26 protein-coding genes and 1 tRNA gene are annotated in these 24,783 nt (G+C 61.3%); 18 read left to right on the plus strand and 9 right to left on the minus strand.

The genetic code is table 11. The features are described from left to right. Positions 1-59: 59 nt before the first annotated feature. On the minus strand, positions 60-422 hold the full coding sequence (gene rnpA, locus AC1RLZ_RS04505) for a ribonuclease P protein component (protein ID WP_493187647.1): 363 nt from the start codon (positions 420-422) through the stop codon (positions 60-62). 24 nt (positions 423-446) lie between these two features. Further along, positions 447-581 carry a 50S ribosomal protein L34 gene (gene rpmH / locus AC1RLZ_RS04510; protein WP_011471298.1) on the minus strand — a complete coding sequence of 45 codons (135 nt, stop codon included), beginning with the start codon at positions 579-581 and terminating at the stop codon, positions 447-449. 447 nt (positions 582-1,028) lie between these two features. Here rpmH and AC1RLZ_RS04515 point away from each other — a divergent pair, with 447 nt between their 5' ends. Both AC1RLZ_RS04515 and AC1RLZ_RS04520 read left to right on the plus strand, forming a co-directional pair. Next, the gene (locus AC1RLZ_RS04515) at positions 1,029-2,456 is read left to right on the plus strand and encodes an ATP-binding protein (protein WP_493187991.1); all 1,428 of its coding nucleotides are present in this window, start codon (positions 1,029-1,031) and stop codon (positions 2,454-2,456) included. A 163-nt stretch (positions 2,457-2,619) separates the two neighbouring features. Continuing rightward, positions 2,620-2,696, plus strand: a tRNA-Arg gene (locus AC1RLZ_RS04520). 63 nt (positions 2,697-2,759) lie between these two features. On the opposite strand, the gene AC1RLZ_RS04525 is transcribed toward AC1RLZ_RS04520, so the two are convergent. After that, a complete protein-coding gene (locus AC1RLZ_RS04525) occupies positions 2,760-3,677 on the minus strand; it encodes a LysR family transcriptional regulator (protein WP_493187648.1) in 918 nt (305 codons plus the stop codon). A gap of 133 nt (positions 3,678-3,810) precedes the next feature. On the opposite strand from AC1RLZ_RS04525, the gene AC1RLZ_RS04530 reads away from it, so the two are divergent. From AC1RLZ_RS04530 to AC1RLZ_RS04570, 9 genes are all read left to right on the plus strand, one after another. Beyond that, positions 3,811-5,451, plus strand: a complete 1,641-nt coding sequence (locus AC1RLZ_RS04530) for a flavin-containing monooxygenase (RefSeq protein WP_493187649.1) — start codon at positions 3,811-3,813, stop codon at positions 5,449-5,451. Positions 5,452-5,717: 266 nt separating this feature from the next. After that, positions 5,718-6,977 carry an ABC transporter substrate-binding protein gene (locus AC1RLZ_RS04535; RefSeq protein WP_493187650.1) on the plus strand — a complete coding sequence of 420 codons (1,260 nt, stop codon included), beginning with the start codon at positions 5,718-5,720 and terminating at the stop codon, positions 6,975-6,977. Positions 6,978-7,112: 135 nt separating this feature from the next. Then, on the plus strand, positions 7,113-8,018 hold the full coding sequence (locus AC1RLZ_RS04540) for a branched-chain amino acid ABC transporter permease (protein WP_493187651.1): 906 nt from the start codon (positions 7,113-7,115) through the stop codon (positions 8,016-8,018). Continuing rightward, on the plus strand, positions 8,015-9,019 hold the full coding sequence (locus AC1RLZ_RS04545) for a branched-chain amino acid ABC transporter permease (protein WP_493187652.1): 1,005 nt from the start codon (positions 8,015-8,017) through the stop codon (positions 9,017-9,019). The genes AC1RLZ_RS04540 and AC1RLZ_RS04545 overlap by 4 nt, the downstream gene beginning before the upstream one ends. After that, positions 9,019-9,786 (plus strand): ABC transporter ATP-binding protein, encoded by a 768-nt coding sequence (locus AC1RLZ_RS04550; protein WP_493187653.1) that lies wholly within the window; start codon positions 9,019-9,021, stop codon positions 9,784-9,786. Before AC1RLZ_RS04545 ends, AC1RLZ_RS04550 begins: the two co-directional genes overlap by 1 nt. Then, positions 9,786-10,499 carry an ABC transporter ATP-binding protein gene (locus tag AC1RLZ_RS04555; protein WP_493187654.1) on the plus strand — a complete coding sequence of 238 codons (714 nt, stop codon included), beginning with the start codon at positions 9,786-9,788 and terminating at the stop codon, positions 10,497-10,499. The genes AC1RLZ_RS04550 and AC1RLZ_RS04555 overlap by 1 nt, the downstream gene beginning before the upstream one ends. Before the next feature lie 75 nt (positions 10,500-10,574). Further along, positions 10,575-11,360: an SDR family NAD(P)-dependent oxidoreductase gene (locus AC1RLZ_RS04560; protein ID WP_493187655.1), complete on the plus strand. Its 786-nt coding sequence runs from the start codon at positions 10,575-10,577 to the stop codon at positions 11,358-11,360. A gap of 83 nt (positions 11,361-11,443) precedes the next feature. After that, complete coding sequence (locus tag AC1RLZ_RS04565; protein WP_493187656.1) at positions 11,444-12,187, plus strand: SDR family NAD(P)-dependent oxidoreductase; 744 nt, start codon at positions 11,444-11,446, stop codon at positions 12,185-12,187. A 118-nt stretch (positions 12,188-12,305) separates the two neighbouring features. Further along, positions 12,306-13,487, plus strand: coding sequence for a M20 aminoacylase family protein (locus AC1RLZ_RS04570; RefSeq protein WP_493187657.1), 1,182 nt, complete (start codon positions 12,306-12,308; stop codon positions 13,485-13,487). Positions 13,488-13,629: 142 nt separating this feature from the next. Here the strand turns inward: AC1RLZ_RS04570 and AC1RLZ_RS04575 are convergent, their stop codons facing one another. Next, positions 13,630-13,779 (minus strand): hypothetical protein, encoded by a 150-nt coding sequence (locus tag AC1RLZ_RS04575; protein ID WP_493187658.1) that lies wholly within the window; start codon positions 13,777-13,779, stop codon positions 13,630-13,632. 161 nt (positions 13,780-13,940) lie between these two features. On the opposite strand from AC1RLZ_RS04575, the gene AC1RLZ_RS04580 reads away from it, so the two are divergent. Continuing rightward, complete coding sequence (locus AC1RLZ_RS04580; protein WP_092139892.1) at positions 13,941-14,189, plus strand: hypothetical protein; 249 nt, start codon at positions 13,941-13,943, stop codon at positions 14,187-14,189. Between the two features lie 6 nt (positions 14,190-14,195). Here AC1RLZ_RS04580 and AC1RLZ_RS04585 read toward each other — a convergent pair whose 3' ends face one another. Continuing rightward, on the minus strand, positions 14,196-14,453 hold the full coding sequence (locus tag AC1RLZ_RS04585) for a hypothetical protein (RefSeq protein ID WP_371421979.1): 258 nt from the start codon (positions 14,451-14,453) through the stop codon (positions 14,196-14,198). Beyond that, complete coding sequence (locus AC1RLZ_RS04590) at positions 14,453-14,728, minus strand: transcriptional regulator (RefSeq protein ID WP_371421978.1); 276 nt, start codon at positions 14,726-14,728, stop codon at positions 14,453-14,455. The genes AC1RLZ_RS04585 and AC1RLZ_RS04590 overlap by 1 nt, the downstream gene beginning before the upstream one ends. Positions 14,729-14,908: 180 nt before the next feature. On the opposite strand from AC1RLZ_RS04590, the gene AC1RLZ_RS04595 reads away from it, so the two are divergent. Further along, positions 14,909-15,964, plus strand: coding sequence for a HoxN/HupN/NixA family nickel/cobalt transporter (locus AC1RLZ_RS04595; RefSeq protein WP_493187659.1), 1,056 nt, complete (start codon positions 14,909-14,911; stop codon positions 15,962-15,964). 10 nt (positions 15,965-15,974) lie between these two features. Here the strand turns inward: AC1RLZ_RS04595 and AC1RLZ_RS04600 are convergent, their stop codons facing one another. Then, complete coding sequence (locus AC1RLZ_RS04600) at positions 15,975-16,805, minus strand: class II aldolase/adducin family protein (protein WP_493187660.1); 831 nt, start codon at positions 16,803-16,805, stop codon at positions 15,975-15,977. Between the two features lie 50 nt (positions 16,806-16,855). Then, complete coding sequence (locus tag AC1RLZ_RS04605; RefSeq protein ID WP_371421975.1) at positions 16,856-17,896, minus strand: MBL fold metallo-hydrolase; 1,041 nt, start codon at positions 17,894-17,896, stop codon at positions 16,856-16,858. Positions 17,897-18,041: 145 nt separating this feature from the next. Between AC1RLZ_RS04605 and AC1RLZ_RS04610 the strand changes: the two genes are divergently transcribed. Continuing rightward, positions 18,042-18,722: a DUF938 domain-containing protein gene (locus tag AC1RLZ_RS04610; protein ID WP_493187661.1), complete on the plus strand. Its 681-nt coding sequence runs from the start codon at positions 18,042-18,044 to the stop codon at positions 18,720-18,722. A gap of 114 nt (positions 18,723-18,836) precedes the next feature. Beyond that, positions 18,837-20,075 (plus strand): MFS transporter, encoded by a 1,239-nt coding sequence (locus AC1RLZ_RS04615; RefSeq protein WP_493187662.1) that lies wholly within the window; start codon positions 18,837-18,839, stop codon positions 20,073-20,075. Between the two features lie 167 nt (positions 20,076-20,242). Here the strand turns inward: AC1RLZ_RS04615 and AC1RLZ_RS04620 are convergent, their stop codons facing one another. Continuing rightward, positions 20,243-21,559 (minus strand): ActS/PrrB/RegB family redox-sensitive histidine kinase, encoded by a 1,317-nt coding sequence (locus AC1RLZ_RS04620; RefSeq protein WP_493187663.1) that lies wholly within the window; start codon positions 21,557-21,559, stop codon positions 20,243-20,245. Positions 21,560-21,668: 109 nt separating this feature from the next. On the opposite strand from AC1RLZ_RS04620, the gene AC1RLZ_RS04625 reads away from it, so the two are divergent. The 3 genes from AC1RLZ_RS04625 to AC1RLZ_RS04635 all read left to right on the plus strand — a co-directional run bounded on the left by AC1RLZ_RS04625 (position 21,669) and on the right by AC1RLZ_RS04635 (position 24,741). Then, complete coding sequence (locus AC1RLZ_RS04625) at positions 21,669-22,463, plus strand: ABC transporter ATP-binding protein (RefSeq protein ID WP_371421971.1); 795 nt, start codon at positions 21,669-21,671, stop codon at positions 22,461-22,463. Then, complete coding sequence (locus tag AC1RLZ_RS04630) at positions 22,460-23,278, plus strand: ABC transporter permease (RefSeq protein ID WP_493187664.1); 819 nt, start codon at positions 22,460-22,462, stop codon at positions 23,276-23,278. The genes AC1RLZ_RS04625 and AC1RLZ_RS04630 overlap by 4 nt, the downstream gene beginning before the upstream one ends. Positions 23,279-23,415: 137 nt before the next feature. Further along, positions 23,416-24,741, plus strand: coding sequence for a polyhydroxyalkanoate depolymerase (locus tag AC1RLZ_RS04635; RefSeq protein WP_371421969.1), 1,326 nt, complete (start codon positions 23,416-23,418; stop codon positions 24,739-24,741). Positions 24,742-24,783: the final 42 nt, after the last annotated feature.

Here is a 24,783-nt window from a genome sequence, read left to right on the forward strand (position 1 = left end):
CATTCAAATGCGGGTGCGGCTCTCGCGGCCAGCTGCGCGCTTGTGGCAGGCTGGGAGCGTCAGGTCACGTCAGTTTTAGAAGATTGCATCTTAGCGGATTGCCGATCGAGGCGGTGCAGCGCCGAACGGAGGTCGTCGAGCATGGTCGTAAAATCGCGTTGGAGCGCGACACGACGGCCGACTAGCACATAATCGCTGTGAGGTCGCATGGATAAGACATCGACGCGCTTCACCAGTTCGCGAAGCCTGCGCCGGATCCGGTTCCGCTCGGTGGCGGTTCCGTTTTTTTTGGTCACGGTAAAGCCGACCCGGATCGGGCCGTCGTCGTCACGTCGCCGGATTTGCATCACAAAGGCAGGGCTATTCACCCGCGGCCCATTGGCAGCGGCGAGAAAGTCCGCCCGCTGCCGTAACCGGTCCATGATGAACTCTCGGAAGAGATCCGATCAGGCGCTCAGGCGCTTGCGGCCACGCGCGCGGCGCGCAGCCAGAACCTTGCGGCCGCCAACGGTCGCCAAGCGAGCGCGGAAGCCGTGACGGCGCTTGCGCACCAGTTTCGAGGGTTGATAAGTCCGCTTCACGGGTCGTTCTCCGCTGACCGGGCAATTCGCCGAGTAATTTGAGGTAAGTCCTAAGATGTTGGCTCAGCGAGCCATTTCCGGCCCAAAGACGAGCCGCACCCGATCTAAAACCGGGCCATCGCGGACAGTTGGCGGGCTTATACGGGAGCGTCCTGTTTTCGTCAATGTTGCCCTGTAGCGGTGTTCCGGTCCGCCAAATTCCTGGAAATATGGGATTAATCCCATTTGTTCGGTGTTTTCAGGTTGTTGGCGGTTATGAAATTGCTCTATCGCTGGAGTTTGTTCGCTGGGCGGACGGATTTAAGAAATGGACGCGAAGATCATCGTAACAAATCGTCGTTGGACCCATATCTCTCGATAGTTCAGCGTCAGACCGTGAAATCAGAGGCCAATATCGTGTCTTCGGCCGGCGAAAAGCTCCTCGAGCCCCCGTTCAGTCTTGGCCCCATGCGACGGCTGGGGCTGTCGGGCAAGCTTTTGCTGCTCACAATTCCGCTGGTGCTGATTGCCGAAATTCTCATTTATGTCCCGTCGATCGCCAATTTTCGGATCAATCGTCTCAATGACAGGCTGGCCGCGGCCAATACGGCCGCGCTGGTGCTGGATGCCGCGCCGCTCGGCATGGTCCCGGAATCGCTGTCGCGACAAATCCTGAGCAGCATCGGCGCCCGTGCGGTGGCCATCAAGATGGGCCAGCAGCGCCGTCTGCTCGCCAGCGCTGATCTGCCCGCACAGATCGACCATGACATCGATATGCGGTCGATGACCGTATGGTCGGCAATTGTCGATGCGTTCGAAGTCATGCTGGAGAGCGGCGATCAGACGATGCGAATCATTGGTCCGGCGCCTGGTGGAGCGCAATTCATCGAAGTAGTGGTCGATGAACTGCCGCTGCGGCAGGCGATGTATCGTTTCTCCAGCAATCTGTTGTGGGTGTCGCTGGGACTGGCAATTCTCTCGGCGGGGCTGGTCTATCTGGCGCTGCATTATCTGTTTGTGCGGCCGATGCGGAATCTGACAGCCAATCTCGTCGCGTTCCATGAAAATCCCGAAAGTTCGGCCCGAATCATCGTGCCGAGCCAGCGTGCCGACGAAATCGGCGTGGCGGAGCGTGAGCTGTCCGACATGCAGCGGGATCTCGTCTCGATGCTGCATCAGAAGAGCCGCCTTGCTGCCTTGGGCCTCGCGGTCTCGAAGATCAATCACGATTTGCGCAATCTGCTGGCGTCGTCGCAATTGCTGTCGGATCAGCTGTCCAGTGTGCCGGATCCGCGGGTGCAGCGCTTCGCGCCGAAGCTGATGCGCTCGCTGGAGCGCGCTATCGCGTTCTGCCAGTCGACGCTTTCTTATGGTCGCGCGCAGGAAGCGGCGCCCGATCGCAAGATGATGCTGGTCGAACCGGTGGTTAATGAAGTCCGCGAATCGGCGGGGCTTGCAACCGACGCCTCCATCGGCTGGGTCAATGCCATCGAGCGCGGGCTGATGGTCGATGCCGATCCCGACCAGTTGTTTCGCATTTTGCTCAATCTGGTCCGCAATGCGGCCCAGGCGCTCGAAGGCCAGCCGCAGAGCGATACCGCCCCGCAGCAGATCCGCATCACCGGGCGGCGCGAAGGTGCTGTGACCATTCTCGAAGTGTCCGACACCGGCCCCGGTGTCCCGCAACGGGCGCGCGACCACCTTTTCGAGGCGTTTCAAGGCTCGTCCCGCCCTGGCGGTAGCGGCCTGGGTCTGGCAATCGCCGCCGAACTGGTCCGTGCCCATGACGGCGACATTAATCTGGTGGAAGGCACTCTGGGCGCCACCTTCCGCATAAGCCTCCCTGACCGACCGGTGGAACTGCACAGTATCCGCACCGAGCGTGCCCGGGCCTGAGCGATTTTTCCAGCATGTCACGGGAGTGAAATAAGCGCCCAAGGGTGCTTGCCAAGCCGGGTCCGACCCGGTAGCTATGGCCCGCTTTCGCAGACCAAGGTTTGCCAAACGCATTCGATGTCGGCGGGCTCTGACTTTTGTTTGGTCTCCAACATCGCGGCACGCGCCCGTAGCTCAGCTGGATAGAGCACGTGACTACGAATCACGGGGTCAGAGGTTCGAATCCTTTCGGGCGCGCCATTTTCCCACTACTCGGGACAGAACCGCGAACCGCCGACCGGGTGGTCAGTCATCATATTCAGCCTACCGACTTCGCCAATACCGCCATGGTGGCGGATCGGGCAGCGTGATCTTCAGAAAATCGAGGAAGACCCGCACGCGATTGCTCACAAGTCGTCGACTTGGGTACACCGCGTAGATTGGATGTTCCTCCGGGCATTGATGTTCGGGAAAGAGTTCGACCAGTCGGCCCTGAGCGAGATCGTCCGCGATTTGGACTTCGACCAGTCGCACGATGCCGAGGCCTGCCCGTGCGAACTCGATCAGGATCGAAGCCTGGTTCGAGCGCACGCGGCTCTTGACAGCAAGCGGCGCAGACAGGCCATCGGCGCCGCGCACGGTCCATGTACTGGCAGCGATTGACGAATGGAAATTGAGACAAGCGTGGTCGGCCAACTCGTCGGGATGTGACGGCGTGCCGTGCTCGGCCAGATAGCTCGGCGACGCGCAAATGATCCATCGCGTGCTCGTAAATCGCGTGGCCACCAGCGAGGAGTCATGGAGATGACCGACGTGGATTGCGACGTCCGTTCCTTCGTCGAGAAGCGGCCCGGGATCGATCCGCAATTGAAGTTCGACCTGAAGATCCGGATGCTGCCGGCAAAACTCCGGTAGTTTCTTGGCGAGAATGACCTGCCCGAAGATCGGCATTGAACGTATGCGCAGGGTTTCGCGACCGAGCTTGCCGCTGAAGATCGTCGCGTCAGCGGCCTCGACGGCTTCGATGGCTGCAAGCGCCGCCCGATAGAAGACTTCTCCCTCCGGCGTCATGACGATGTTGCGGTGCGCGCGGCGGAATAACAACGCGCCCAACCGCTCTTCCATTCGCGTAATCAGCTTGCTGACTGCGGACGGCGTGATGGCAAGGTTTCGGGCCGCTGCAGAGAAGCTGCCGTCTTCCGCGGCCCTGACGAAAACCTGCATCTCTGTGTAGCGGTTCACATTTTTCTCTTGTGACGGAAATTCACATTAGGTTTGAACGATAGAGTATGGAAAGCCATCCGGCAAATCTCTAGCCTTCGAGGCAATAGCGCGGCCATGCGAAGCCGCTCATAAACGAACGGGGAGACGACCGTTGGCGAGCAACGAGCGCACTGCTTTTGCAGTGACTGAACGATCCAGCCACGCCTGTGACGCCATCATTATCGGCGCCGGATTTTCAGGCCTCTACCAGCTCCACAAATTGCGGGATGAACTCGGCCTCGACGTCGCCGTGCTCGAAAAGGGCGAGGGCATCGGCGGCACCTGGTACTGGAACCGCTATCCGGGCGCCCGCTGCGATTCCGAGAGCTATTACTACTGCTACTCCTTCAACAAAGAGATCGAGCAGGAGTGGAGTTGGAGCGAGCGTTATCCGGAGCATCCGGAGATCCGGAAATATCTGAACTTCGTCGCCGACAAGCTCGATCTCAAACGCGATATCCGGCTGAACACCGAGGTTACATCCGCATCATTCGACGACGACGCCAATCTCTGGACAGTGCAGACGAGGAACGGACAATCGTTCTCCGCGCCATTCCTGATTACGGCGGTGGGCTGCCTCTCGACCGCCAATGTGCCTGATATCAAGGGTCTCGAAAGCTTCAAGGGCCAATGGTACCATAGCGGCCTGTGGCCGCATGAGGGTGTCGATTTCACCGGCAAGCGGGTCGGCCAGATTGGTACCGGATCAACCGGGATTCAGGCAGCCCCTGTCATTGCCGAGCAGGCGCAGCACCTCACGGTTTTCCAGCGCACGGCAAATTACAGCATTCCGGCGCGCAATGGCCCGGTGACTGCGGACGACATCAAGCACACGCGAGAGAACTACGACGAGATCTGGCGGCTGGCGCGCGCCGGCACTAACGGACATCCGTTCACGATCTCGGCGCGTTCGGCGCTGTCGGTGTCCGATGCGGAGCGGCAGGAGATCTATGAGCAAGCGTGGGAGCGTGGCGGCTTGCGCTTTCGTGCTTCGTTTTCCGATGTCCTGCAGAACGTCGAGGCAAATCTGACGGCCTCGGACTTCCTCCGCGACAAGATCAAGACCGTCGTCAAGGATCCGGTGGTCGCAGAGATGTTGACTCCGCGCGATCATGGCTTTGCGACAAAACGCCCGCCGATCGACAGCGGTTATTTCGAAACATTCAACCGGGACAATGTGCTCCTGGTCGATCTCAAGGCAGAACCGATCGTCGAGGTCACCGCGAAGGGCATTCGCACGGCGAAGCAGGAATATGAGCTCGATATCATCGTGTTCGCGACAGGCTTCGACGCATTGACGGGACCACTCGTCAATCTGAACATCAGCGGCAGCCGGGGCACGAAGCTGAAAGATGCCTGGTCGGCCGGCCCGCGCACTTACCTTGGCCTGCAATCGCCGAAATTCCCGAATCTGTTCACCATCACCGGCCCCGGTAGTCCGTCGGTGCTATGCAACATGCCGATTGCCATCGAGCAACACGTGGACTGGATCACCAATTGCATTCGCGACATGCGCGCGAAGGGTCTCAAGCGGATCGAGGCCAATATCGACTCGGCCGAAAAGTGGGTCGCGCACGTCAACGAGGCCGCGGACGCAACGCTGCTGCCAATGGCGAGCTCGTCCTGGTATCTTGGCGCCAACGTGCCGGGCAAGCCGCGCGTTTTCATGCCTTATGCGGGCGGCTTTGCGCGCTACACCGCGATCTGTGACGACGTCGCACAAAGCGGCTATCGCGGTTTCGCGCTGAGCTAGCGACATATGCTGCGAAGGTCCAAGCGGGCGCACGCGGACAACAGGACTCGGCGCCGCCGCATCCTCCCGACCTTGCTGCGGCGAATTTACGCGAGGTATTTGGAAAGTCCGTTGGACAGCGCGCCGTTCCTGTTGCACGATCTTCGGTAGTGCGTTGATCGACCGGAAAACTGAGTGAGGAGAGTGAGCCACCGGAAGACCACGTCGATCTGGAAATAATAAAATATGTACCGGCAAAGCCGGACATCAAAATCAGGGAGGGTACAATGACGACGACCAAGGGCATTTCACGCCGACGCGTCCTCAAGGGCGCTGGCGCCATGGCAGGGCTTGCCGCATTCGGCACGCCGCATATCGCCGGTGCGCAGGCGAAGGTAATCAAGATCGGCCTGCCGACGATCCTGTCGGGGCGCGTTGCGATCCTCGGCACGTCCAGTCGATTTGCAGTCCAGCTTGCTTTCAATCAGATCAACGAAGCTGGCGGCATCAACGGCCGCAAGTTCGAAGTGGTCGACCGCGACTCCAAAGGTCGCCCTGACGAAGCCGCCAAGGTCACGCGCGATCTCATCAACAATGACGGTTGCGATATCATCATCGATGGCGAGGCGTCGTCGGGCAGTTTCGCCGTGCACGAGGTCGTGCGCGATCTCGGCATTCTCTGCCTTCATACCTGCAGCGAAACATCGTCGCTGACGGCAGATCCCAAGCTGTTCAGCAAGAATGTATTCAGGTGCGCCCGGCAGGGCATCCACGATGCCGTCGCAGGTGGGAGCTACGCAGCGAAGATCGCCAAGGAGAAGGGGCTCAAGAAGTGGGCGACATGTTCGCCTGATTACGCCTATGGCCGCGACAACACAGCGGAGTTTTTGCAATATGCCAAGGTGTTCGAGCCCTCGATCGAAGTCGTCGATCAGCTCTGGCCGAAGCTGTTTGCACCCGATTACACCGAGAGCATCACCAAGCTGATGCAGGTGAAGCCGCAGGCTGTCTATTCGGCGCTTTGGGGCGGCGATCTCGTCGCGTTCATCGAGCAGTCGAACCTGTATCGCCTGTTCCAGAACACCGCCTATTTCTCGGGCGGCCTCGGCGACCCGCCGATCCTTACAGCAATCAAGAATCTGCCGCAGGGGCTCAATACGGCCTATCGGTATAATAAGGGATTTCCGAGTTCTCCCGAGAACACCGCCTTCTGCGATGCCTATGTCAAAGTGGCGCCTCACGAACCCACCAATTGGGCGTGGCAGAACTACGCGGCGTCGCAGTTCATTATCGAGGCGCTGCGTCGCACAAACGGCAATACGGACAGTTCTGCACTGGCCAAGGAAATCTCCGGCATGACGGTGAAGCTGCCCTTTGGCGGCGCCGGCATCACCATGCGTGACAGCGATCATACGATCATCAATTACCCAGTGGCGTGGGGCAAGACGGTCAGCAAGTCCCCCTGGGTGGTCGACTACGTCGATACGGAATGGTCGAAGATCATCGAGCTCGAGAAGGAGTGGAAGAAGGAGAAGGGCTACGCCTGAGCTTTCTGCGGAGCATCGTCGCTTAGATGACGCAGCCCGTCGCATCCCGACGGGCTTTGCCGCTCCGCCGCACATCCGGTCCGCCGTTCGCGGCGGCCGGAACAGGCCCGCTCAGACCATCGAAGGACCATCGCTGTGAACCTCGAAGCCCTTGCCTCCTGTCTGTCATCGTCAGCTTGCGCCGTGACGCAGATATCGACGGCGCTCATCATCGGAATGCTGCTGTTCATGGTGGCGTCGGGCTTGTCGCTGATCTTCGGCGTGCTCGGTGTCATCAATTTCGCTCATGGCGCCTTCTATATGGCTGGCGCCTATATCGCGTTCTTCACCTACCAGGCGACGTCGAGCTTTTTTCTGGCATTCCTTGCCGGCGCGCTTGGGGCAGGCTTGATCGGGATCATCTTCGAGCGGTTCATCATCAGCAAGGTGTATGGCAAGGACATCCTGATGCAACTGCTGGTCTGCTACGCCATCATCCTGATCTTCGATGATCTGGTGAAGATCGTTGCCGGCCCGGAATACAAGATGATGGGCATGCCTGACGTTTTCGCGCTTCCGCCGCTGGAATTCGCCGGCGGCTTCGTCCCGGCCTATTACGTCTTCATGATCGTTGCGAGCCTGTCGATCGGCGCGATGCTCTGGCTCGCGATCGAGAAGACCCGGATCGGCAAGATCATCCGGGCGCTGGCCATCAATCCGCAGATGGTCGGCGCGCTCGGGATCAACACGACGCTGCTCTACGCGGCCGTGTTCGGCGTCGGCAGCATGCTGGCGGGTATTGCCGGCTCCCTCGCAGCGCCGACGCGTACATTGACGCCGGGCATGGGCCTGTCGATCCTGATCGAAAGCTTCATCGTCACCGTGATCGGCGGGATGGGATCGATTGTCGGTGCGCTGATCGCAGCGTTGCTCATCGGCTTTACGCGCGCGTTCGGCGCGATCGGCTTTCCGCTTTTCGTTGACGGGATCATGTTCGGCATGATGGCCGTCGTTCTGATCATCAAGCCCAGCGGTCTGCTCGGTCGGGAGATCGCGCGATGATGAAAGCCGGATTCCTGCGCGATCTGCTCTTTGCGGCTGTTGTGCTGATCGTTTTGATTGTCGTACCGTTCATCTTCGCCAAGCCATCTCTGCGTGACTTCCTCATCTATGTGATGGCCTATGGCCTGCTGGCGATGTCGCTGAACCTCCTCGTGGGGCTCACGGGTCTGGTCTCGTTCGGGCATGCGGCCTTCTTCGTGTCCGGCGCCTATATGTTCGGTCTGCTGATGCAGTCCGGCCGTGTATCGATACCCGTCGCAATTTTCGTCACGGTGCTCGGCACTGCGGTGCTTGCGCTGGTGATCGGTGCGATCTGCGTACGCCTGAAGGAAATCTATTTCTCCTTCATCACGCTCGCCTTCCAGATGTTCATCCACTCGATCATTCTGACATGGGTCAGTCTGACCGGTGGCGACCAGGGTCTGCGCGGCGGCATCCCGCGGCCGCCGTTCTTCGGCATCGATCTTAGCAGTGGTGTGTCGCTCTATATCTTCTCGGCTTGCGTGTTCGTCGTCTGCATTCTCATCATGCGTCAGGTGTGGCAGTCGCCGTTCGGCTACACGCTGCGCCTGATCCGCGACAATCCGAACCGTGCCAATTATCTTGGCGTCGATATCGTTCGCATGAAGCTCGGCGTGTTCATCCTGGCCGGTGCGATGGCCAGCGTGGCCGGCATCCTGCTGTCGCTGTTCGTCTCTGGGGCCTACCCGGAATTCGGCTTCTGGACGACGTCGGGCGAGGCCATCTTCATGATCATGCTCGGTGGTTCGCAGCTCTTCGTCGGACCTATCATTGGCGCCATCCTGCTGCGCCTGCTCGAACACTTCGTATCCATCTACACCGAGTATCATGGCCTGGTGCTTGGCGTCGTTATTCTGGCCATCGTGCTTGGTCTGCGTCAGGGCGTTGCGGACTACGTCGTCGAATTTCTGCAACGACGCAAAGAAGCCAAGGCCCCCGCCGCCAAAGAGGCCGCCTTCGTCAAGGAGAGGGTCGCCTGATGCTCTCGGTTCAGAACCTCGACAAACGCTTCGGCGGCGTCCACGCCACGCGCAACGTCTCGATCGATTTCCCCGAAGGCTCGCTCACGGCGATCATCGGACCGAATGGCGCCGGCAAGACCACCTTCTTCAACCTGATCTCGGGCGCGTTCCGGCCGAATTCGGGGAAGGTCATTTTCGACGGTCAGGATATCGTTGGTAAATCGAGCCTAGAGGTCGTGCGGCTCGGGATGACGCGGGCGTTTCAGGTCGCCGAGATCTTCCCCAGCCTGACTGTCACCGAGGCGATCATGGCGACGGTCATCTCCCACTTGCGCAAGTCATGGACCTTCCTGCGGCGGTTTCCTGTCGCGGAAGCAAAGGCGCGGACCGAAGAGATCATCGAACTGCTCGGGCTCGCGGATAAAGCCGGGACGCTCTCCCGAAATCTGTCACATGGCGACCAGAAGCTGCTCGATATCGGTCTCGCGCTTGCCATGGAGCCGAAGGTGCTGCTGCTTGACGAGCCGACCGCGGGCATGGGGCCGGACGAGCGCTGGCGCATGATCGGCAAGGTGCAGCATCTGTGGCAGGTCAAGAAGATGACGGTGCTGTTCATCGAGCATGACATGGATATCGTCTTCAAGATCGCCCAGAAGATTCACGTTCTCAAATACGGCGCCGTGCTGGCGCAGGGCACGGCCGACGAGATCCGTCGCAATCAGGATGTCATCGACGCCTATCTCGGTGCCGATCACCATCTCTCCGCAGCAGTGGGAGAGGCATGATGACCGACCCGTTTCTCCATGTCGAAGCCGCCGACGTCTTTTACGGGGCCAGCCAGATCCTGTTCGGCGTCGATCTCGCCGTCGAGCAGGGGCAAACCATGGCGCTGCTCGGCCGTAACGGCGCCGGCAAGTCGACCACGTTCAAGATGATCGCCGGCCTCGCGCCGCCACGTCGCGGCAAGGTTGCTCTTGCAGGACAGGAGCTTGCGGGCCGCCCGTCCTACAGGATCGCCCGCTCGGGCATCGGCTATGTGCCGGAGAACCGGCAGGTCTTCCCGGACCACACGGTCGATGACAACCTCATCGTCGCCGCCAAGAAGGGGCCGCGCGGCGACCAGCACTGGAATCGCGAGCGCATCTATGAGGTGTTTCCGATCCTCGCTTCGATGAAGGAACGCATGGCCGGCCGGTTGTCCGGCGGCGAGCAGCAGATGCTGACCATCGCGCGAACGCTGATGGGCAACCCCGACGTCCTCCTGCTCGATGAGCCGAGCGAAGGCCTCGCGCCGATCATCGTCCAGGCCATCGGAGAGCTCATCAAGACGCTGCGCGGCATGGGCGTTACCATCCTGCTGGCCGAGCAGAACATGCATTTCTGTCTCGGCATTGCGACCCATGCGACAGTGATCGACAAGGGCCAGATCGTCTATCGCGCGACCATCGATGAGCTCCGGCACAACGAAGAAATCAAGCAACGCTATCTCGCGGTCTAGCATCTCGACGCCATCACATCGCGAATGCGCGATGATGCTGCACGCAAAGAAGAAACTGACAACGGGAGTGCAACGATGAAACGAGACGAAGGACGCGGCCGCGTTGCCCTCGTGACGGGCGGCGCGAGCGGGATTGGTCTGGCGACTGCCGGCGTGCTGATCGAGCGCGGATGGCGCGTCGTCATTTCCGACATCAATGCACAGGCCAATCAGGAGGCCGCCGCCAATATTGGTGCGGCTTCGGTCCCGTTCGACGTGACCGATGAGAACGCGACCGAGGCGGCGTTTGCGGATATCGAGGCGCGACTGGGGCCGGTCGAGGCGCTGTTCGCCAATGCCGGCGTGATCCAGTCGGGCGGCCGGGCGGAGAACCTGCCGCTCGCGGAATTCGATAAGGTGATCGCCGCCAATCTGCGCGGCGTCTATGTGTCCTGCCTTGCCGCCGGCAAGCGCATGACCAAGCGTGGGCGCGGCGGCATCGTGATCACGGGTTCGGTCACCGCGTCGCGCACGGCGCCACTGCACGCCTATGCGCCGTCGAAGGCTGCGGCCGTTCACATGGCGGCGTGTCTCGCAGCCGACTGGGGCCGCTCGGGTGTGCGCGTCAATGCGGTGTCGCCGGGCTATGTGGGAACGCCGCCGGTGCTCGCCAATATCGAGCGTGGGACGCGCGATCCCAAACTGCTCGTCGAAGGCTCGGCGCTCGGGCGCATGGTCGATCCCGAGGAAATCGGACGCGGCGTCGCGTTCCTGCTGTCTGATGATGCGTCGGCGGTCACCGGGATCAATCTTCCGATCGATGCGGGCTGGCTCGCGAGCTCGCATCTCACGACCTATGGCGGCGTGCCGCCCGCGCGCTGAGGTCATTACCGCAATCGAATTGAACACGGCCTGCAAGCCTTCAGGGCTCGCCGGGACACGCCGCCACAAACGGGAACTGCATCATGACATCTCCAGAGACATCGCCATTCGACCTCACCGGCCGGCGCATTGTGATCGCGGGCGCGGCCGGCGGCATTGGTAGCGCGACGGCGAAGTTGTGCGCGCGGCAAGGCGCGCAGCTCGTGCTGGTCGATATCGTCGACAAGGATAGCATCCGCGATCGCGTCGGCGCCGAGCTTGCTGATCGGTCCGAGATCCACAGCCTTGATACCGGTTCGCGTCCGGACGTGACGGCACTCGCGAAGCAGACCGGTCCGGTCTACGGACTGATCGATACCGCTGCGATCGCGCCGCATGGCGACTGGATGGCCGACGATTGGGAGGAGTCGCTCGACCGCGTCATCCGCGCCAATGTCAAAGGCCCGATCAACCTGACGCGTGCATTCCTGCCGGGCATGATGGAAGCGGGCGATGGGCGCATCGTGCTGTGTGGCTCGGTGGCCGGCTGGATGGGCGGCCTGCGGACGGGGCCGCACTATGCCTTTGCCAAGGGCGGCATCCACGCATTTGTGCGTTGGCTCGCGCGACAGGCCGCGCCGGGCAATGTGCTCGTCAACGGCATCGCGCCGGGACCGGTCGAGACCGCGATGACCGAGGGCAAGGGCTACGACACCTCGCTCTACCCGCTGAAGCGCATGGCCAAGGCGGAAGAGATCGCTGCCACCGCGGTGTTCCTGTGCGGCGCCGGCAGCGGTTACGCATCCGGCGCGATTTTCGATATCAACGGGGCGACCCACTTTCACTGATCGCGATTCACACAGATGTCCGCCCCTTGCGCGAGGCGAATGTCACCTGGTTCGGTTGCGAGAGTATCGACACCCCGCTAGGCTAACAGGCACAGCAACCACCACGATGAGAGTACCCATGAGCCCGCGCGAACATCTCGATCAATTGCACCCGGAAATGACTGCATGTCGCCGGGATTTCCATGCGCATCCGGAGATTGGCTTCGAGGAAGAGCGCACCAGCGCGCTGGTGGCGGAAAGATTATCGGAATGGGGCATCGAGGTGCATCGCGGATTTGGCGGCACCGGTGTGGTGGGGGTGATCCGTGGCCGTCATCAGGCGGCCGGCAGCAATCGGGCCATCGGCCTGCGCGCCGATATGGACGCGCTGCCAATGGAGGAAGGTAATGGTTTTGCCCATCGCTCGCAGAATCCCGGACGCATGCATGCGTGCGGCCATGACGGTCACACCACCATGTTGCTCGGCGCGGCCAAGTATCTCGCCGAGACGCGCAATTTCGCCGGCACCGTGCATCTGATCTTTCAGCCGGCCGAAGAAGGCCTCGCCGGCGCCAAGGCGATGATGGACGACGGGTTGTTCGAGCGTTTCCCGTGCGATTCCATTTATGCGATTCACAACAGCCCGGATATGCCGCTCGGCACCGTCAAGGCGCTGACCGGTACGGCGCTGGCAGCAATCGATTATTTCAAGGTGACGCTGCGTGGCCGCTCGTCCCATGGCGCGCACCCGCATCAGGGTATCGATACGGTGGCCATGGCCGCGCAGGTGGTGAATGCGCTGAATGCGATCCCGTCCCGTCAGGTCGATGCGCTGGAATCTGCCATTATCAGTATTGGCCAGATTCATGGCGGCACCTCGGACATCGTGCTTCCCGAGACGGTGGAGTTGCGAGGCTCGGTGCGTACGCTGAAGCCCGAGGTGCGCGAGCGCGTTGAGGAATTGTTTATGCGCGCGGTGACGTTGACCGCGCAGGCCTGCGGCGGCACGGCGGAGATCGAGTATCGTCACGCCTATCCGGCCACGATCAATACGGCCGATGAGACGGCGCGTGCCGCAGACGCTGCGGGGGCAGTGCCGGGCGTGACCGAAGTGCTTCGCGAAGGCAATCCGATTCTCGCCGGCGAGGATTTCGCCTTCATGCTGGAGCGCAACCGCGGTGCCTATCTGATGTTCGGCCAGCGCGGTGCCGACAATAAGGGCGGCGTGCCGGTCCACAATCCCGGCTATGATTTCAATGACGATCTGCTGCCGATCGGTGCGAGCTATCTCGCCGGATTGGTGGAGCAGGAGCTCGCATAAACGGGCCGGTGTGTTGGCGCGGTCTATCTAGGCCGCGCCGGATGTCGGCCTCAAGGCGGCCTGACAGGTCTTCGCTCTTCAAAATCCATCGGGGCGCCAGTCATGGTCCGCCGATCTCTTATGCGGTGACCTCTTTGAGAGGCTAAATATCTTCGTCGTCGCGATCGCGTTTCGGCGTGGCGATATCGCCGTCTTCCTCGTCGTCGTCGGGCCGCGGCGGCGTGGGCTCAGGCTTCTTTGGATTGTCCTTGGCCGGCTTGTCGTTGCCGGGGCTGCCCACTCGTCCGCTCATCTTTTCCCCCGCCGGATCACTCGCGTTGACCTCATTCTGACCGTGATTGAAGCAGATATTGCCGCAATCCCGCAATTACCCTGTGCTTTTCCGCATGACCGTGTAAACGGGGGCGAATCCTGCCCGATTTGAAATCTGGCAAATCCTGTTCTGGAGTGACGATGAAAAAGCCCAAGTTAGAGATTGACGAACCGCAGGCGCGCAAATTCGTTCGTGCCGACAGGGCGCCGACCGAAGGTTATTCACTGGTGGTGGATGGCCATTTCAAATCGCATCACGATACGGTCGAAGCCGCAGAAGAAGCCGGCATGAAGCTGAAGAACCAGTTTCAGATGCTTCAGATCCAGGTCTACGATTCTGCGACCAAGACCCGTACCATGATCGAATGGCCGGCGCCGAGCGCGGCCTGAGATAGATCAGGTCCTGCGGCCGCCGCTGCGTTGATCGGCGAGCCACGCCGCCAGGGCCTGGGCCTTTTCTGTCGATTTGCTTGAAGACGTCTTGCTCGAAGACGTCTTGCCCGATTTCGCGGCGGCTTTCTTCTTGGCCGGAGCAGGGGGCGATACCGCTTCGCGGGCAAGGCGCATGGCCTTCAGTCGGGCCATGTTATCGAGAACGGCTTTGGCCGCGGCCTCGCGTTCGGATTTCGTTGCTTTGGTGTCGTCAGTTGGCATCAGCTCGTTTTCTTTTTTCGGGTAGCTTTCGGTTTGGGCTCGGGCGGGTTGGCCAGTTCGTCGGCTTCCCTGGCGAGGCGAAGCGCGCGCAATTCCTCGGTCCGCTTGCGGATGGCGACATCGGCCGCTGCAATCTCGGCCATGGCCTTCACGCCTTCGGCTTCCTGCGCCGCCCTGCGTGCAAGTCGGATTTCCTTCAGTTCTGCGGGTGTCTTCTGTTCCTGTTCGGTGTCCATCAACGCCTCGGGTTGGGCCACGCGATCGGTGCGCAGCAAATTCTGTGTCATTCTTATCACGTAGATATAGGAAGCGGCACCCCCGCTGCCACCTAACTGGCCGCTGCAGTTGATCCCTTTGTGCCGGAAATGCGGCGAATTCGACGCGAATGAGGCGAGGTTGCGTCCGTCGGGCCTTCCTGAGACAATCCGGTGGTAATCCGGACTGCAAGAATCTCCATGATCCGCACACTGTTCAACGATGGCGCCGACAACCTGCGCGGCCGCATCATCGCCATCTACGCCATTCTGATCCCGGCCAATGTGCTGGCCTGGATATGGGCCCTGATCGCCTTCCGCGACCAGCCGGTTCTGCTGGGAACCGCGCTGCTTGCCTACACTTTCGGTCTGCGCCACGCCGTGGATGCCGACCACATTGCGGCCATCGACAATGTCACGCGCAAGCTCATGCAGTCCGGCAAGCGTCCGCTGTCCGTGGGCCTGTTTTTTTCGCTCGGTCACTCCACTGTGGTCGTCGTGGCATCCATCTTCGTGGCGCTGGCGGTGTCGGCACTGCAGGAGAAATTCGCGGACTTCAAGGAAATCGGCGGCCTGATCGGCACCGGCGTCTCGGCTTTCTTCCTGCTGATCGTGGCAGTGGCGAATATCTTCATTCTCGTATCGGTGTATCGCCTGTTCAAGGCGGTGAAGCGTGGTGAGCGCTTCATCGACGAGGACCTCAATATTCTGCTCGCGCAGCGCGGCGTCATCGGTCGCATGCTGCGGTCGGTCTTCGACGTGATCTCGAAGAGCTGGCACATGTACCCACTCGGCATCCTGTTCGGGCTCGGTTTCGACACGGCGACCGAGATCGCGCTGCTGGGCATCTCGGCCTCGCAAAGCGCCGACGGCATGTCGATGTGGTCGATCCTCGTATTCCCCGCACTGTTCACGGCGGGAATGTCACTGGTCGATGCGACGGACTCGGTGCTGATGGTGCGCGCCTATGGCTGGGCCTTCGTCAAGCCGATCCGCAAGCTCTATTACAACATGATCATCACGCTGGTGTCGGTGATCGTGGCGCTGGTGATTGGCGGCGTCGAGGCGCTTGGCCTGATCGGCCGCAAGCTCGACCTGTCAGGCAGCTTCTGGGATGGCATCGAGGCGCTGAACGAGAATTTCGGTGCGCTCGGCTATCTCATCATTGCGATCTTCATCCTGAGCTGGATGATCTCGGTGATCGTCTATCGCGTCAAAGGCTATGACGACATCGAGGTTCGGGTTCACGAAGCCTGAGGCCGCCTCGCTATTTGGACGCCATCTTCTCCAGCGCCGCGCGCTTCCACAGATCCCAGGCCCGGCCATGGATCTGGTCGATCACCCCGAGCGTTTTCTGGCTTTCCTCGCCCAGCAGATAGCTCACCGATCCGCCCAGCGCGAGCGCCTGTGACTGCAGCTGTGCATTGACGTTGCTGTAATGGGCGCGGAACACCGCCATCGGAATGGTGGCGGCGACCACGACGCTGCCATGGCCCCGCATCAGCGCAACGCTGCGGTCGCCGAGCGTCGCGGCCAGCGCCTTGCCCAGCTGCGCGTTGCTCACGAGCATGTTGCTCATGCCGGCGCTGTCGCGAATCTCGAACACCGGTACGTCAGGGAAAAGGAAGGCGCCAAGGTGAAACACCGGCCGCAGCGGCGTGCTGCTGACGCTGAAGGGAATGATCCCGGGCGAATGCGTATGGACGATGGCTTTGACGTCCGGCCGCGCCTTGTAGATTTCGCCATGGATGAAGCGTTCGAGGAAACTGGCGCGTCCCTTCGCATCGACAGGATTGGAATCGAGGTCGTATTCCATGATGTCGTCGGCGGTGACGAGTGCCGGGGCCACGGAGCGCCCCATCAGGTAACGGTTGGGGGCGGTCGGGTGGCGCATGCTGACATGGCCGAAACCGTCGATCACATTGAGATCGGTGAGGACGCGGTTCGCCACCACGAGGTCCTGCATCAACGCCGGATCGACGGGGCCGGCAGATGCTGGCGCGGGGGGCTGGGCTGCGGTCTGTGCGGAGGCCGGTTGCAGGGAGAGTGCGAACACCATTGCCAGCAGCATTGGCACAGTCGATCGTATCGACGCCATTGTAGTCCTCCCCCTGTCGAGTGGCGGGTTGGTCCGCCTTGCTCGCTATGTCATGCGGCCAGCACCGGGCCGCCAGCTTTCTTCCACGCATCGATGCCGCCATCGAGATGCGCGGCGTTGTCGATCCCCGCCTCCTTCGCCGCAGTGACGGCCATGGCCGAGCGTTCGCCGAAGGCGCAGAAGAACACGATGCGGCGCTTGGTGGCTGTGGCGACCTCGCGCAACATGCCGCCGGGCTTGAGGCTGTCCGATATCGACGGGTAGGGGGCATGCAGCGCGCCCGCGAGCACACCGTGCTTGGCGCGCTCGCCGCTCTCGCGCAGGTCCACCAGCAGGATGGCGGGATCGCCGAGATGGGCAATGGCCTCCCGCGGAGACAGCGCCAGGCCTTGTTTCTTCAGCGCGTCCGGCTTCAGCCCGACCTTCATATTGGCCGGGATTACCACATCCATCAGCTTCGGATTCGGCAGGTTGAGCTTGCCCATCAGCTCGATGTAGTCCTCGACGGACTTCACCTGCAGGCGCGGATTGTAGCGCTTCTCTTCGCCGATGGTGCTGACGGTGTCGCCCTTGTAGTCGTGTGCAGGGAACACCATCGTCTCGTCCGGCAACTTGAGCAGGCGGTTGAACAGTGAATCATACTGCGCTCGCGCGCTGCCGTTCTGGAAATCGGTGCGGCCGGTGCCGCGGATCAGCAGCGTGTCGCCGGTGAAGACGCGGTCGCCCATCAGATAGCTGTAGGAGTCATCGGTGTGGCCGGGCGTATACATCACGTCGAGCTCGACCCCTTCGATCGTTACCTTGTCGCCGTCGCTGACACGCATGGCAACAACATCGGCTTTGCTCTGATCGCCCATGATGGTGACGCAATGGGTGCGATCGCGCAGTTCGGCGAGGCCGGTGACGTGGTCCGCATGGAGATGCGTATCGACCGCCTTCACGAGCTTCAGGTCGAGCTCGCGCAGCAACTGGCAATAGCGATCGACCTTTTCCAGGACGGGATCGAGGATCAGCGCCTCGCCGCCGTGGCGGCTGGCAAGCAGGTAGCTATATGTGCCAGACACACTGTCGAACAGCTGACGGAAGATCATAGGCGCACCAATTCTGCGTGGTCGATCCTTCTTCAGATCGGATATTCGTCAGAATATTAACCCATTTTTCTGTGGTTGGACGACCTCTTTCTTCTCTTGTTCGTGATCGCAAGTTCGGGATACTGCCCGCAGCAGTGAGGGCCTGATGGCGGAATATGTGGTCGAGTTCGGTCGGGATGGCCGGCGCGTGGAAGATGACGGCCGGCTCGATGCCGCAGCTTTCCATCGCAACCACGAGGCGATCTGGCGCGCGCTTGCGCCTTTCCTGCGTCAGGCTTGCGGCGATGTTGTGGAAGTCGGCAGCGGCACCGGCCAGCATGTCATTCACTTCGCTGGACAAACGCCCGACATCACCTGGTGGCCGAGTGATCTCAACGACGCACATCTGAAAAGTATCGCGGCGTGGTGCGCCCAGGCGCAATTGACCAATATCAGGCCGCCGCTGCGGATCGATCTGACCGATCCCGCTTGGTGCCCGGAGATGGCGAGCGGCAACGGCCCGGGCGCGCTGCTTGCTGTGTTCTGTGCCAATGTCGTCCACATTGCGCCATGGCCCGTCGCCGAAGGGTTGATTGCCGGCGCAGCAAAATATCTGCGCCCGGATGGACGTCTCTTTATCTATGGCCCGTTCAAGCGCGGCGGCAAACATACGGCCGTGAGCAATGCGGTGTTCGACACCAGCCTGCGCGACGGTAATCCTGAATGGGGCGTGCGCGATGTCGAGGATCTGGAGCACGTCGCGCAGGGCGTCGGCCTTCGGCTGGCGGAGGTCATCGAGATGCCTGCCAACAATCTGATCCTGGTATTTGCCCGGTCGCCCGGATGATCAGCGCATGGTGCGTGCGCGCTGGCGTGTGTTGATCTGCCGCAGGGCGGTCGGCATAGTCGCGACGAATAAAGGCCCCGGGACGAACCGGGTCACATCCGGGCGGATTTCCCCATGATCGACGTGGCTACCCCAGAGATTCACGATGACGCACGCGCACGTTCCAACGTGTTGCGGCTGGCTGCGGCACAGGCACTTGGCGGCGCCAACTCGGCGGTCATTTTCGCCACCGGCGCCATTGTCGGCGCCACGCTGGCGCCGAGTGTGTCGCTCGCGACGGTGCCGATCTCGGTCTATGTCGTCGGCCTTGCCTGCGGAACGTTGCCGGTCGGCATGATCTCCCGCGCCTATGGTCGCCGCGTCGCCTTCATCATCGGTAGCGGCGCAGGCGCGATCTGTGGCCTGCTCGGCGCCATAGCGATCCTGAAAGCGTCCTTTGCGCTGTTCTGTTGCGCGACCTTCTTCGGCGGCTTCTACGGCGCGGTCGCGCAATCCTATCGCTTTGCGGCGGCCGATGGCGCCAGCGCGTCCTATCGCCCGAAGGCCGTGTCGTGGGTGATGGCCGGCGGTGTATTCGCCGGCGTGCTTGGCCCGCAGCTTGTGCAGTGGACCATGAATATCTGGTCGCCCTATCTGTTTGCTGCCAGCTTCGCAGCGCAGGCGGTCGTTGCCCTGATCGCGATGGCCTTGCTCTCCACCGTGGACGCGCCGAAGCCTGCGCCCGCCGACATGCATGGTGGCAGACCGCTGCTGGAGATCGTGCGGCAACCGCGCTTCATCGCGGCCGCGATTTGCGGCGTGGTGTCCTATTCCATGATGAACCTCGTGATGACGTCAGCGCCGCTGGCGATGAAGCTCTGCGGGCTGACACTGAGCGACTCCAATTTCGGCCTGCAGTGGCACATCGTGGCGATGTACGGGCCGAGCTTCTTCACGGGATCGCTGATCACACGCTTCGGCGCCTCAAAGGTCGTGGCCGCAGGCCTGGTGCTGGAGGCGATCGCCGCGGTGATCGGCATCGCCGGAATCAGCGCGATGCATTTCTGGGTCTGCCTCGTCGTGCTCGGCCTCGGCTGGAATTTCGGCTTCATCGGCGCGTCCGCGCTCGTGCTGGAGACCCATCGGCCGCAGGAACGCAACAAAGTGCAGGCCTTCAACGACTTCCTGGTGTTCGGCCTGATGGCTGTCGGCTCGTTCTCGTCCGGCCAGTTGCTGGCGAATTATGGCTGGCCCACCGTGAACGCCGTGGTCTTCCCGCCGGTCATTCTCGGCCTGGTGGCGCTGATCATGGCGGGCTTTGTCAGGCGCCGCGCGATGCAGCAGGCTGCGGCGTTTCCCGATCCTGCAGTCTGACGAGGCGCATCGCACACTTGCCGGCTGGGCGATCAACATCGCCCCAAGCCGGCATTTGTGAACGATACTCCAAGAGACGTTTAAACGTCGTCAGACTGATCCAGTGTTTCCAGTGATCGAGGCCGGTGCAACTGTCGGCTGCGTTCGCGTGACAAGTGAGACTTGCGTCAGTCGACATCGGCCAATTGGTCCGCAGTCTCGAACGCGTCGCGCGGCCATGAGATCTGCACCACCGCGCCGTGGTCCGGAAAAATGCGATTGCTGAAGGTCACCCTGGCGCCGGTGCGCTCGAGCAGCGTGCGCGCGATGAACACGCCGAGGCCGAGGCCGCGATGTTCGCCCTCCTCGGCGGGGCGCCGGCGCGACAGATAGGGTTCGCCGATCCGCTTCAGCAGGTCCGGTGGAATGCCCGGGCCATCGTCAGAGATCGAGATCACGATACTTTCCGCATTCCACCAAGCGTTCACTTCGACCTGCTCGCGGGCGAAATCGACCGCATTCTCCAGAATGTTGCCGACGCCGTAGAGGATCGCCGGATTGCGCATGCCGGCCGGTTCGGGGGCGTTGGCGACGGCGATACGTATCTTGATGGCAATGCCAAAGTCGCGATGCGGCGCCACCGCTTCCTCGATCAACTGCGAGAGCGGCATGCGGTCGAATGGTGCGCCGCTCGAATTCAGCTGCGTGATCTTGGAAAGAATCTCGCGGCAACGCTGCGCCTGTTCACGGACGGTCTTCAGGTCGTCGGCGAGTTCCGGATTGTTGTGGATGTTCTTTTCCAGCTCGCGGGAGATCAGAAAGATGGTCGAGAGCGGCGTTCCCAATTCATGCGCGGCAGCGGCCGCGAGACCGTCGATCTGGGTCAAATGCTGCTCGCGCGTCAGCACCAGTTCGGTGGCGGCGAGCGCGTCCGATAGCTTGCGAGCTTCCTCGGTGACCTGAAACGCATAGAGGCTGGTCACGCCGATGGCGGTCAGGATCGAGAACCAGACGCCGAGCAGATAGATTTGCGGCAGCACCAGCGGTTCTGCGGAGTCCCACGGTAGCGGCAGGTGGAAGAAGGCCAGCACGGTGGCAGAGACTGCCGCGAGAACGCCGAGCGCGATGGTGAACCGCGTCGGCAGTGCCGTCGCCGAGATCAGCACCGGTGCCAGGAACAGGAACGAGAACGGATTTTGCAATCCGCCAGTGCAATAGAGCAGGCCCGCCAGCTCAATGATATTGAGCGCGAGCAGGGCAGCTGCGAAGCGCGGTTCCAGCCGGTGAACCGGATTGAACAGCGTCTGCAGAACGAGATTGAGGGTCGCCGACAGACCAATGATCGTTACGCAGGGAATGATGGCGACGTCATATTCGAGCCCCTGCACCACGACGAAGATCGCCGCCAACTGGCCGAGCGCAGCGAGCCAGCGCAACCGCAGGATCGTGTCGAGGCGAACATGGCGGCGCGGCTGGCGAAAGTCGGAGGCGGAAATATCGGTCATATCAGGACATTAGACGGCTCAGGCGATGACCACAAACCCATGCGGGCTGCGGCCACTTGAAGCGCCCAAGCTTGCCTTCGCCGCCACAATGCCGCATGGAACGGCCCCAATGGCGATTGAAGACATCAAGTCAGGTCATGCGGCGACGGTTGATCGCAATGCTTCGGCGGCGATCGACGTCGCGCATCTCGTCAAACTCTACAAGACGAACCGCGCTGTCGACGACATCTCCTTCAGGATCGCGCGTGGCAGCATCACCGGCCTCCTGGGCGGCAACGGCGCCGGCAAGACCACCACCATTGCCATGATCATGGGGCTGACGCTGCCGACCTCGGGAAAGGTCTCGGTGCTCGGCTGCGCGATGCCGGCGCAATCAGCCGAGGTGCTCGGCCGGATGAATTTCGAAAGCCCTTACGTTGACATGCCGATGCGCCTCACGGTGCGGCAGAACCTGACGGTGTTCGGCAAGCTCTATGCGGTGCCTGACTTGAAGGGGCGTATCGCGCAACTGGCCTCCGATCTGGACCTCACCGATTTTCTCGACCGCGCCAGCGGGAAGCTGTCGGCAGGCCAGAAAACGCGTGTCGCGCTGGCCAAGGCGCTGATCAACGAGCCGGAGCTGTTGCTGCTCGATGAGCCGACCGCCTCGCTCGATCCGGATACGGCGGACTGGATCAGACAGCATATCGAGACATATCGCCGGAGCCACAATGCGACGATCCTTCTGGCGTCGCACAACATGCTGGAAGTCGAGCGGCTGTGCGACCGCGTCATCATCCTGAAGAAGGGCCGCGTCGAGGACGATGATAGCCCCGAGCAGATTTTGCTGCGCTATAACCGCACGACGCTGGAAGACGTGTTTCTCGACGTCGCGCGCGGTCGCGACCGGGAGCAGGCGCCATGAGCCTTGTGGAGCGCTCACGCGGCATTGCCATGCATCGCATCAATGCGATGGTGCTGCGCTACTGGTATGTCCTGGTGTCGTCGTGGCCGCGGATGCTGGAGCTGGTTTACTGGCCGGCGCTGCAAATCATCACCTGGGGCTTCCTGCAGAATTACATTTCGCAGAATGCCGGGTTCTTCGCCCAGGCGGGCGGCACGCTGATCGGCGCGGTGATCCTGTGGGACATCCTGTTTCGCGGCCAGCTCGGCTTCTCCATCTCCTTCCTCGAGGAAATGTGGGCGCGCAATCTCGGTAACCTGATGATGAGCCCGCTGAAGCCGATCGAATTTCTGCTCTCGCTGATGGTTATGAGCCTGATCCGCCTTGCCATTGGCATCATCCCGATGTTGATCCTCGCGATCGTGTTCTTCAAATTCAACCTGTTCGCCTTCGGGCTGCCGCTGATCGCGTTCTTCTGCAATCTGATTTTCACCAGCTGGTCGCTCGGTATCTTCGTCTCCGGCCTGGTGCTGCGAAACGGTCTCGGCGCCGAGAGCATCGTCTGGACGCTGATGTTCGGGCTGATGCCGCTGGCCTGCGTCTACTATCCCGTCTCGGTGTTGCCGAGCTGGCTGCAAGTCATCGCCTGGGCCTTGCCACCAACCTATGTATTCGAAGGCATGCGGGCGCTGTTGTTCGATCATACCTTTCGCGCCGATCTGATGTTCACTGCGCTCGCTATCAACACCGTGCTGCTTATTGGTTCATTCGCGATATTTCTTGGGCTTTTGAACAGCGCCAGGCGCGCGGGATCGCTGATCTCCGGCGGCGAATAAGACCATTTATCAAGGGATAAGCGCCGTTTTTACCGCCAATGGCCCCAAAGCCATGCGTACGGCGCATTGACGCTTTCTTACGCAGACACCAGTATATTACTGCAGCGCAAAAGCAGACGCTAAACCAGTGAGGACAGATGCCGATAGGTGAATTTGGCAGGCCGCCAGCCTTGCCGTCCGAGACAAGCCCGGCTCTGACCACGCCGATGTACTGGATGTATGAGATGGCCTACGCGTCGCTCAATCCGGCACGCGCGATCACAGACGCTACCAAGATGCTGTTTCAGAATCCGCTGAACCCGTTCTCGCAGACTGAATTCGGCAAGTCGGTGACGGCGGGCTGCGAATTGTTCGAGCGCACCACGCGCCGCTACGGCAAGCCGGAATGGGGCCTTCACGATACCGACGTGAACGGCGTGCGCACGCCGATCGAGATCCGCTCGGTGTGGGAAAAGCCGTTCTGCCGTCTTCTCTATTTCGATCGCAAGCATCCGCGCCCGCTGCGTGTGCCGCAGCCGCGCGTGCTCATCGTGGCACCGATGTCCGGCCACTACGCGACCTTGCTGCGCGGTACCGTCGAAGCCTTCCTGCCGACCCATGAGGTTTACATCACCGACTGGTCGGATGCGCGTCAGGTCCCTTTGGCTGCGGGGCGCTTCGATCTCGAAGACTATATCGACTACGTCATCGAGATGTTCCACGTGCTCGGTGGCAATGTCCATGTTCTCGCCGTCTGTCAGCCTGCCGTGCCGGTGCTCGCAGCCGTGTCGTTGATGGAAGCCGAGAACGATCCCTATGTGCCGCTGTCGATGACGCTGATGGGCGGCCCGATCGATACGCGCCGCAATCCGACCGCCGTCAACAATCTTGCGGCCGAAAAGGGCATCGACTGGTTCCGCAACAACGTCATCACCAAGGTGCCGTTTCCGCATCCGGGCGTGATGCGCGACGTTTATCCGGGATTCTTGCAGTTGAACGGCTTCATCAGCATGAATCTCGACCGCCACATGGATGCGCACAAGAGGCTGTTCCAGAACCTCGTGAAGGGCGACGGCGATCTCGTCGACAAGCATCGCGACTTCTACGACGAATATCTGGCGGTGATGGATCTGACTGCAGAGTATTACCTGCAGACCGTCGACACGGTGTTCGTCAAGCATGCGCTGCCGAAGGGCGAGATGACCCATCGCGGCAAGCCTGTCGATCCCTCGAAGGTCGTCAACGTCGCGCTGATGACCGTCGAAGGTGAGAAAGACGACATCTCCGGCCTCGGTCAGACCGAAGCGACGCATATGTTGTGCAGTTCGATCCCCGATGATCGTCGTGTGCATTATGTTCAGAAGGGCGTGGGACACTACGGCGTGTTCAATGGATCGCGATTCAAATCTGAAATCGTGCCGCGCGTGTCCGACTTCATGCTGAGCGCAGCAAGTCCACGACAACGCGCCGCTGCTGCGGAGTGATTCAACACGCGCGGATGCGATGATGATGCATCGTCATCGCAT

The sequence above is a fragment of the Tardiphaga sp. GW822-FHT04G09 genome (assembly GCF_058800725.1).

Excerpts from the sequence above, each read along its gene's own strand:
- rnpA (WP_493187647.1), bottom strand. The coding sequence starts at position 422 with ATGGACCGGTTACGGCAGCGGGCGGACTTTCTCGCCGCTGCCAATGGG.
- AC1RLZ_RS04515 (WP_493187991.1), top strand. The coding sequence starts at position 1,029 with ATGCGACGGCTGGGGCTGTCGGGCAAGCTTTTGCTGCTCACAATTCCG.
- AC1RLZ_RS04535 (WP_493187650.1), top strand. The coding sequence starts at position 5,718 with ATGACGACGACCAAGGGCATTTCACGCCGACGCGTCCTCAAGGGCGCT.
- AC1RLZ_RS04545 (WP_493187652.1), top strand. The coding sequence starts at position 8,015 with ATGATGAAAGCCGGATTCCTGCGCGATCTGCTCTTTGCGGCTGTTGTG.
- AC1RLZ_RS04550 (WP_493187653.1), top strand. The coding sequence starts at position 9,019 with ATGCTCTCGGTTCAGAACCTCGACAAACGCTTCGGCGGCGTCCACGCC.
- AC1RLZ_RS04555 (WP_493187654.1), top strand. The coding sequence starts at position 9,786 with ATGACCGACCCGTTTCTCCATGTCGAAGCCGCCGACGTCTTTTACGGG.
- AC1RLZ_RS04560 (WP_493187655.1), top strand. The coding sequence starts at position 10,575 with ATGAAACGAGACGAAGGACGCGGCCGCGTTGCCCTCGTGACGGGCGGC.
- AC1RLZ_RS04565 (WP_493187656.1), top strand. The coding sequence starts at position 11,444 with ATGACATCTCCAGAGACATCGCCATTCGACCTCACCGGCCGGCGCATT.
- AC1RLZ_RS04570 (WP_493187657.1), top strand. The coding sequence starts at position 12,306 with ATGAGCCCGCGCGAACATCTCGATCAATTGCACCCGGAAATGACTGCA.
- AC1RLZ_RS04575 (WP_493187658.1), bottom strand. The coding sequence starts at position 13,779 with ATGAGCGGACGAGTGGGCAGCCCCGGCAACGACAAGCCGGCCAAGGAC.
- AC1RLZ_RS04580 (WP_092139892.1), top strand. The coding sequence starts at position 13,941 with ATGAAAAAGCCCAAGTTAGAGATTGACGAACCGCAGGCGCGCAAATTC.
- AC1RLZ_RS04585 (WP_371421979.1), bottom strand. The coding sequence starts at position 14,453 with ATGCCAACTGACGACACCAAAGCAACGAAATCCGAACGCGAGGCCGCG.
- AC1RLZ_RS04595 (WP_493187659.1), top strand. The coding sequence starts at position 14,909 with ATGATCCGCACACTGTTCAACGATGGCGCCGACAACCTGCGCGGCCGC.
- AC1RLZ_RS04600 (WP_493187660.1), bottom strand. The coding sequence starts at position 16,805 with ATGGCGTCGATACGATCGACTGTGCCAATGCTGCTGGCAATGGTGTTC.
- AC1RLZ_RS04605 (WP_371421975.1), bottom strand. The coding sequence starts at position 17,896 with ATGATCTTCCGTCAGCTGTTCGACAGTGTGTCTGGCACATATAGCTAC.
- AC1RLZ_RS04610 (WP_493187661.1), top strand. The coding sequence starts at position 18,042 with ATGGCGGAATATGTGGTCGAGTTCGGTCGGGATGGCCGGCGCGTGGAA.
- AC1RLZ_RS04615 (WP_493187662.1), top strand. The coding sequence starts at position 18,837 with ATGATCGACGTGGCTACCCCAGAGATTCACGATGACGCACGCGCACGT.
- AC1RLZ_RS04620 (WP_493187663.1), bottom strand. The coding sequence starts at position 21,559 with ATGACCGATATTTCCGCCTCCGACTTTCGCCAGCCGCGCCGCCATGTT.
- AC1RLZ_RS04625 (WP_371421971.1), top strand. The coding sequence starts at position 21,669 with ATGGCGATTGAAGACATCAAGTCAGGTCATGCGGCGACGGTTGATCGC.
- AC1RLZ_RS04630 (WP_493187664.1), top strand. The coding sequence starts at position 22,460 with ATGAGCCTTGTGGAGCGCTCACGCGGCATTGCCATGCATCGCATCAAT.
- AC1RLZ_RS04635 (WP_371421969.1), top strand. The coding sequence starts at position 23,416 with ATGCCGATAGGTGAATTTGGCAGGCCGCCAGCCTTGCCGTCCGAGACA.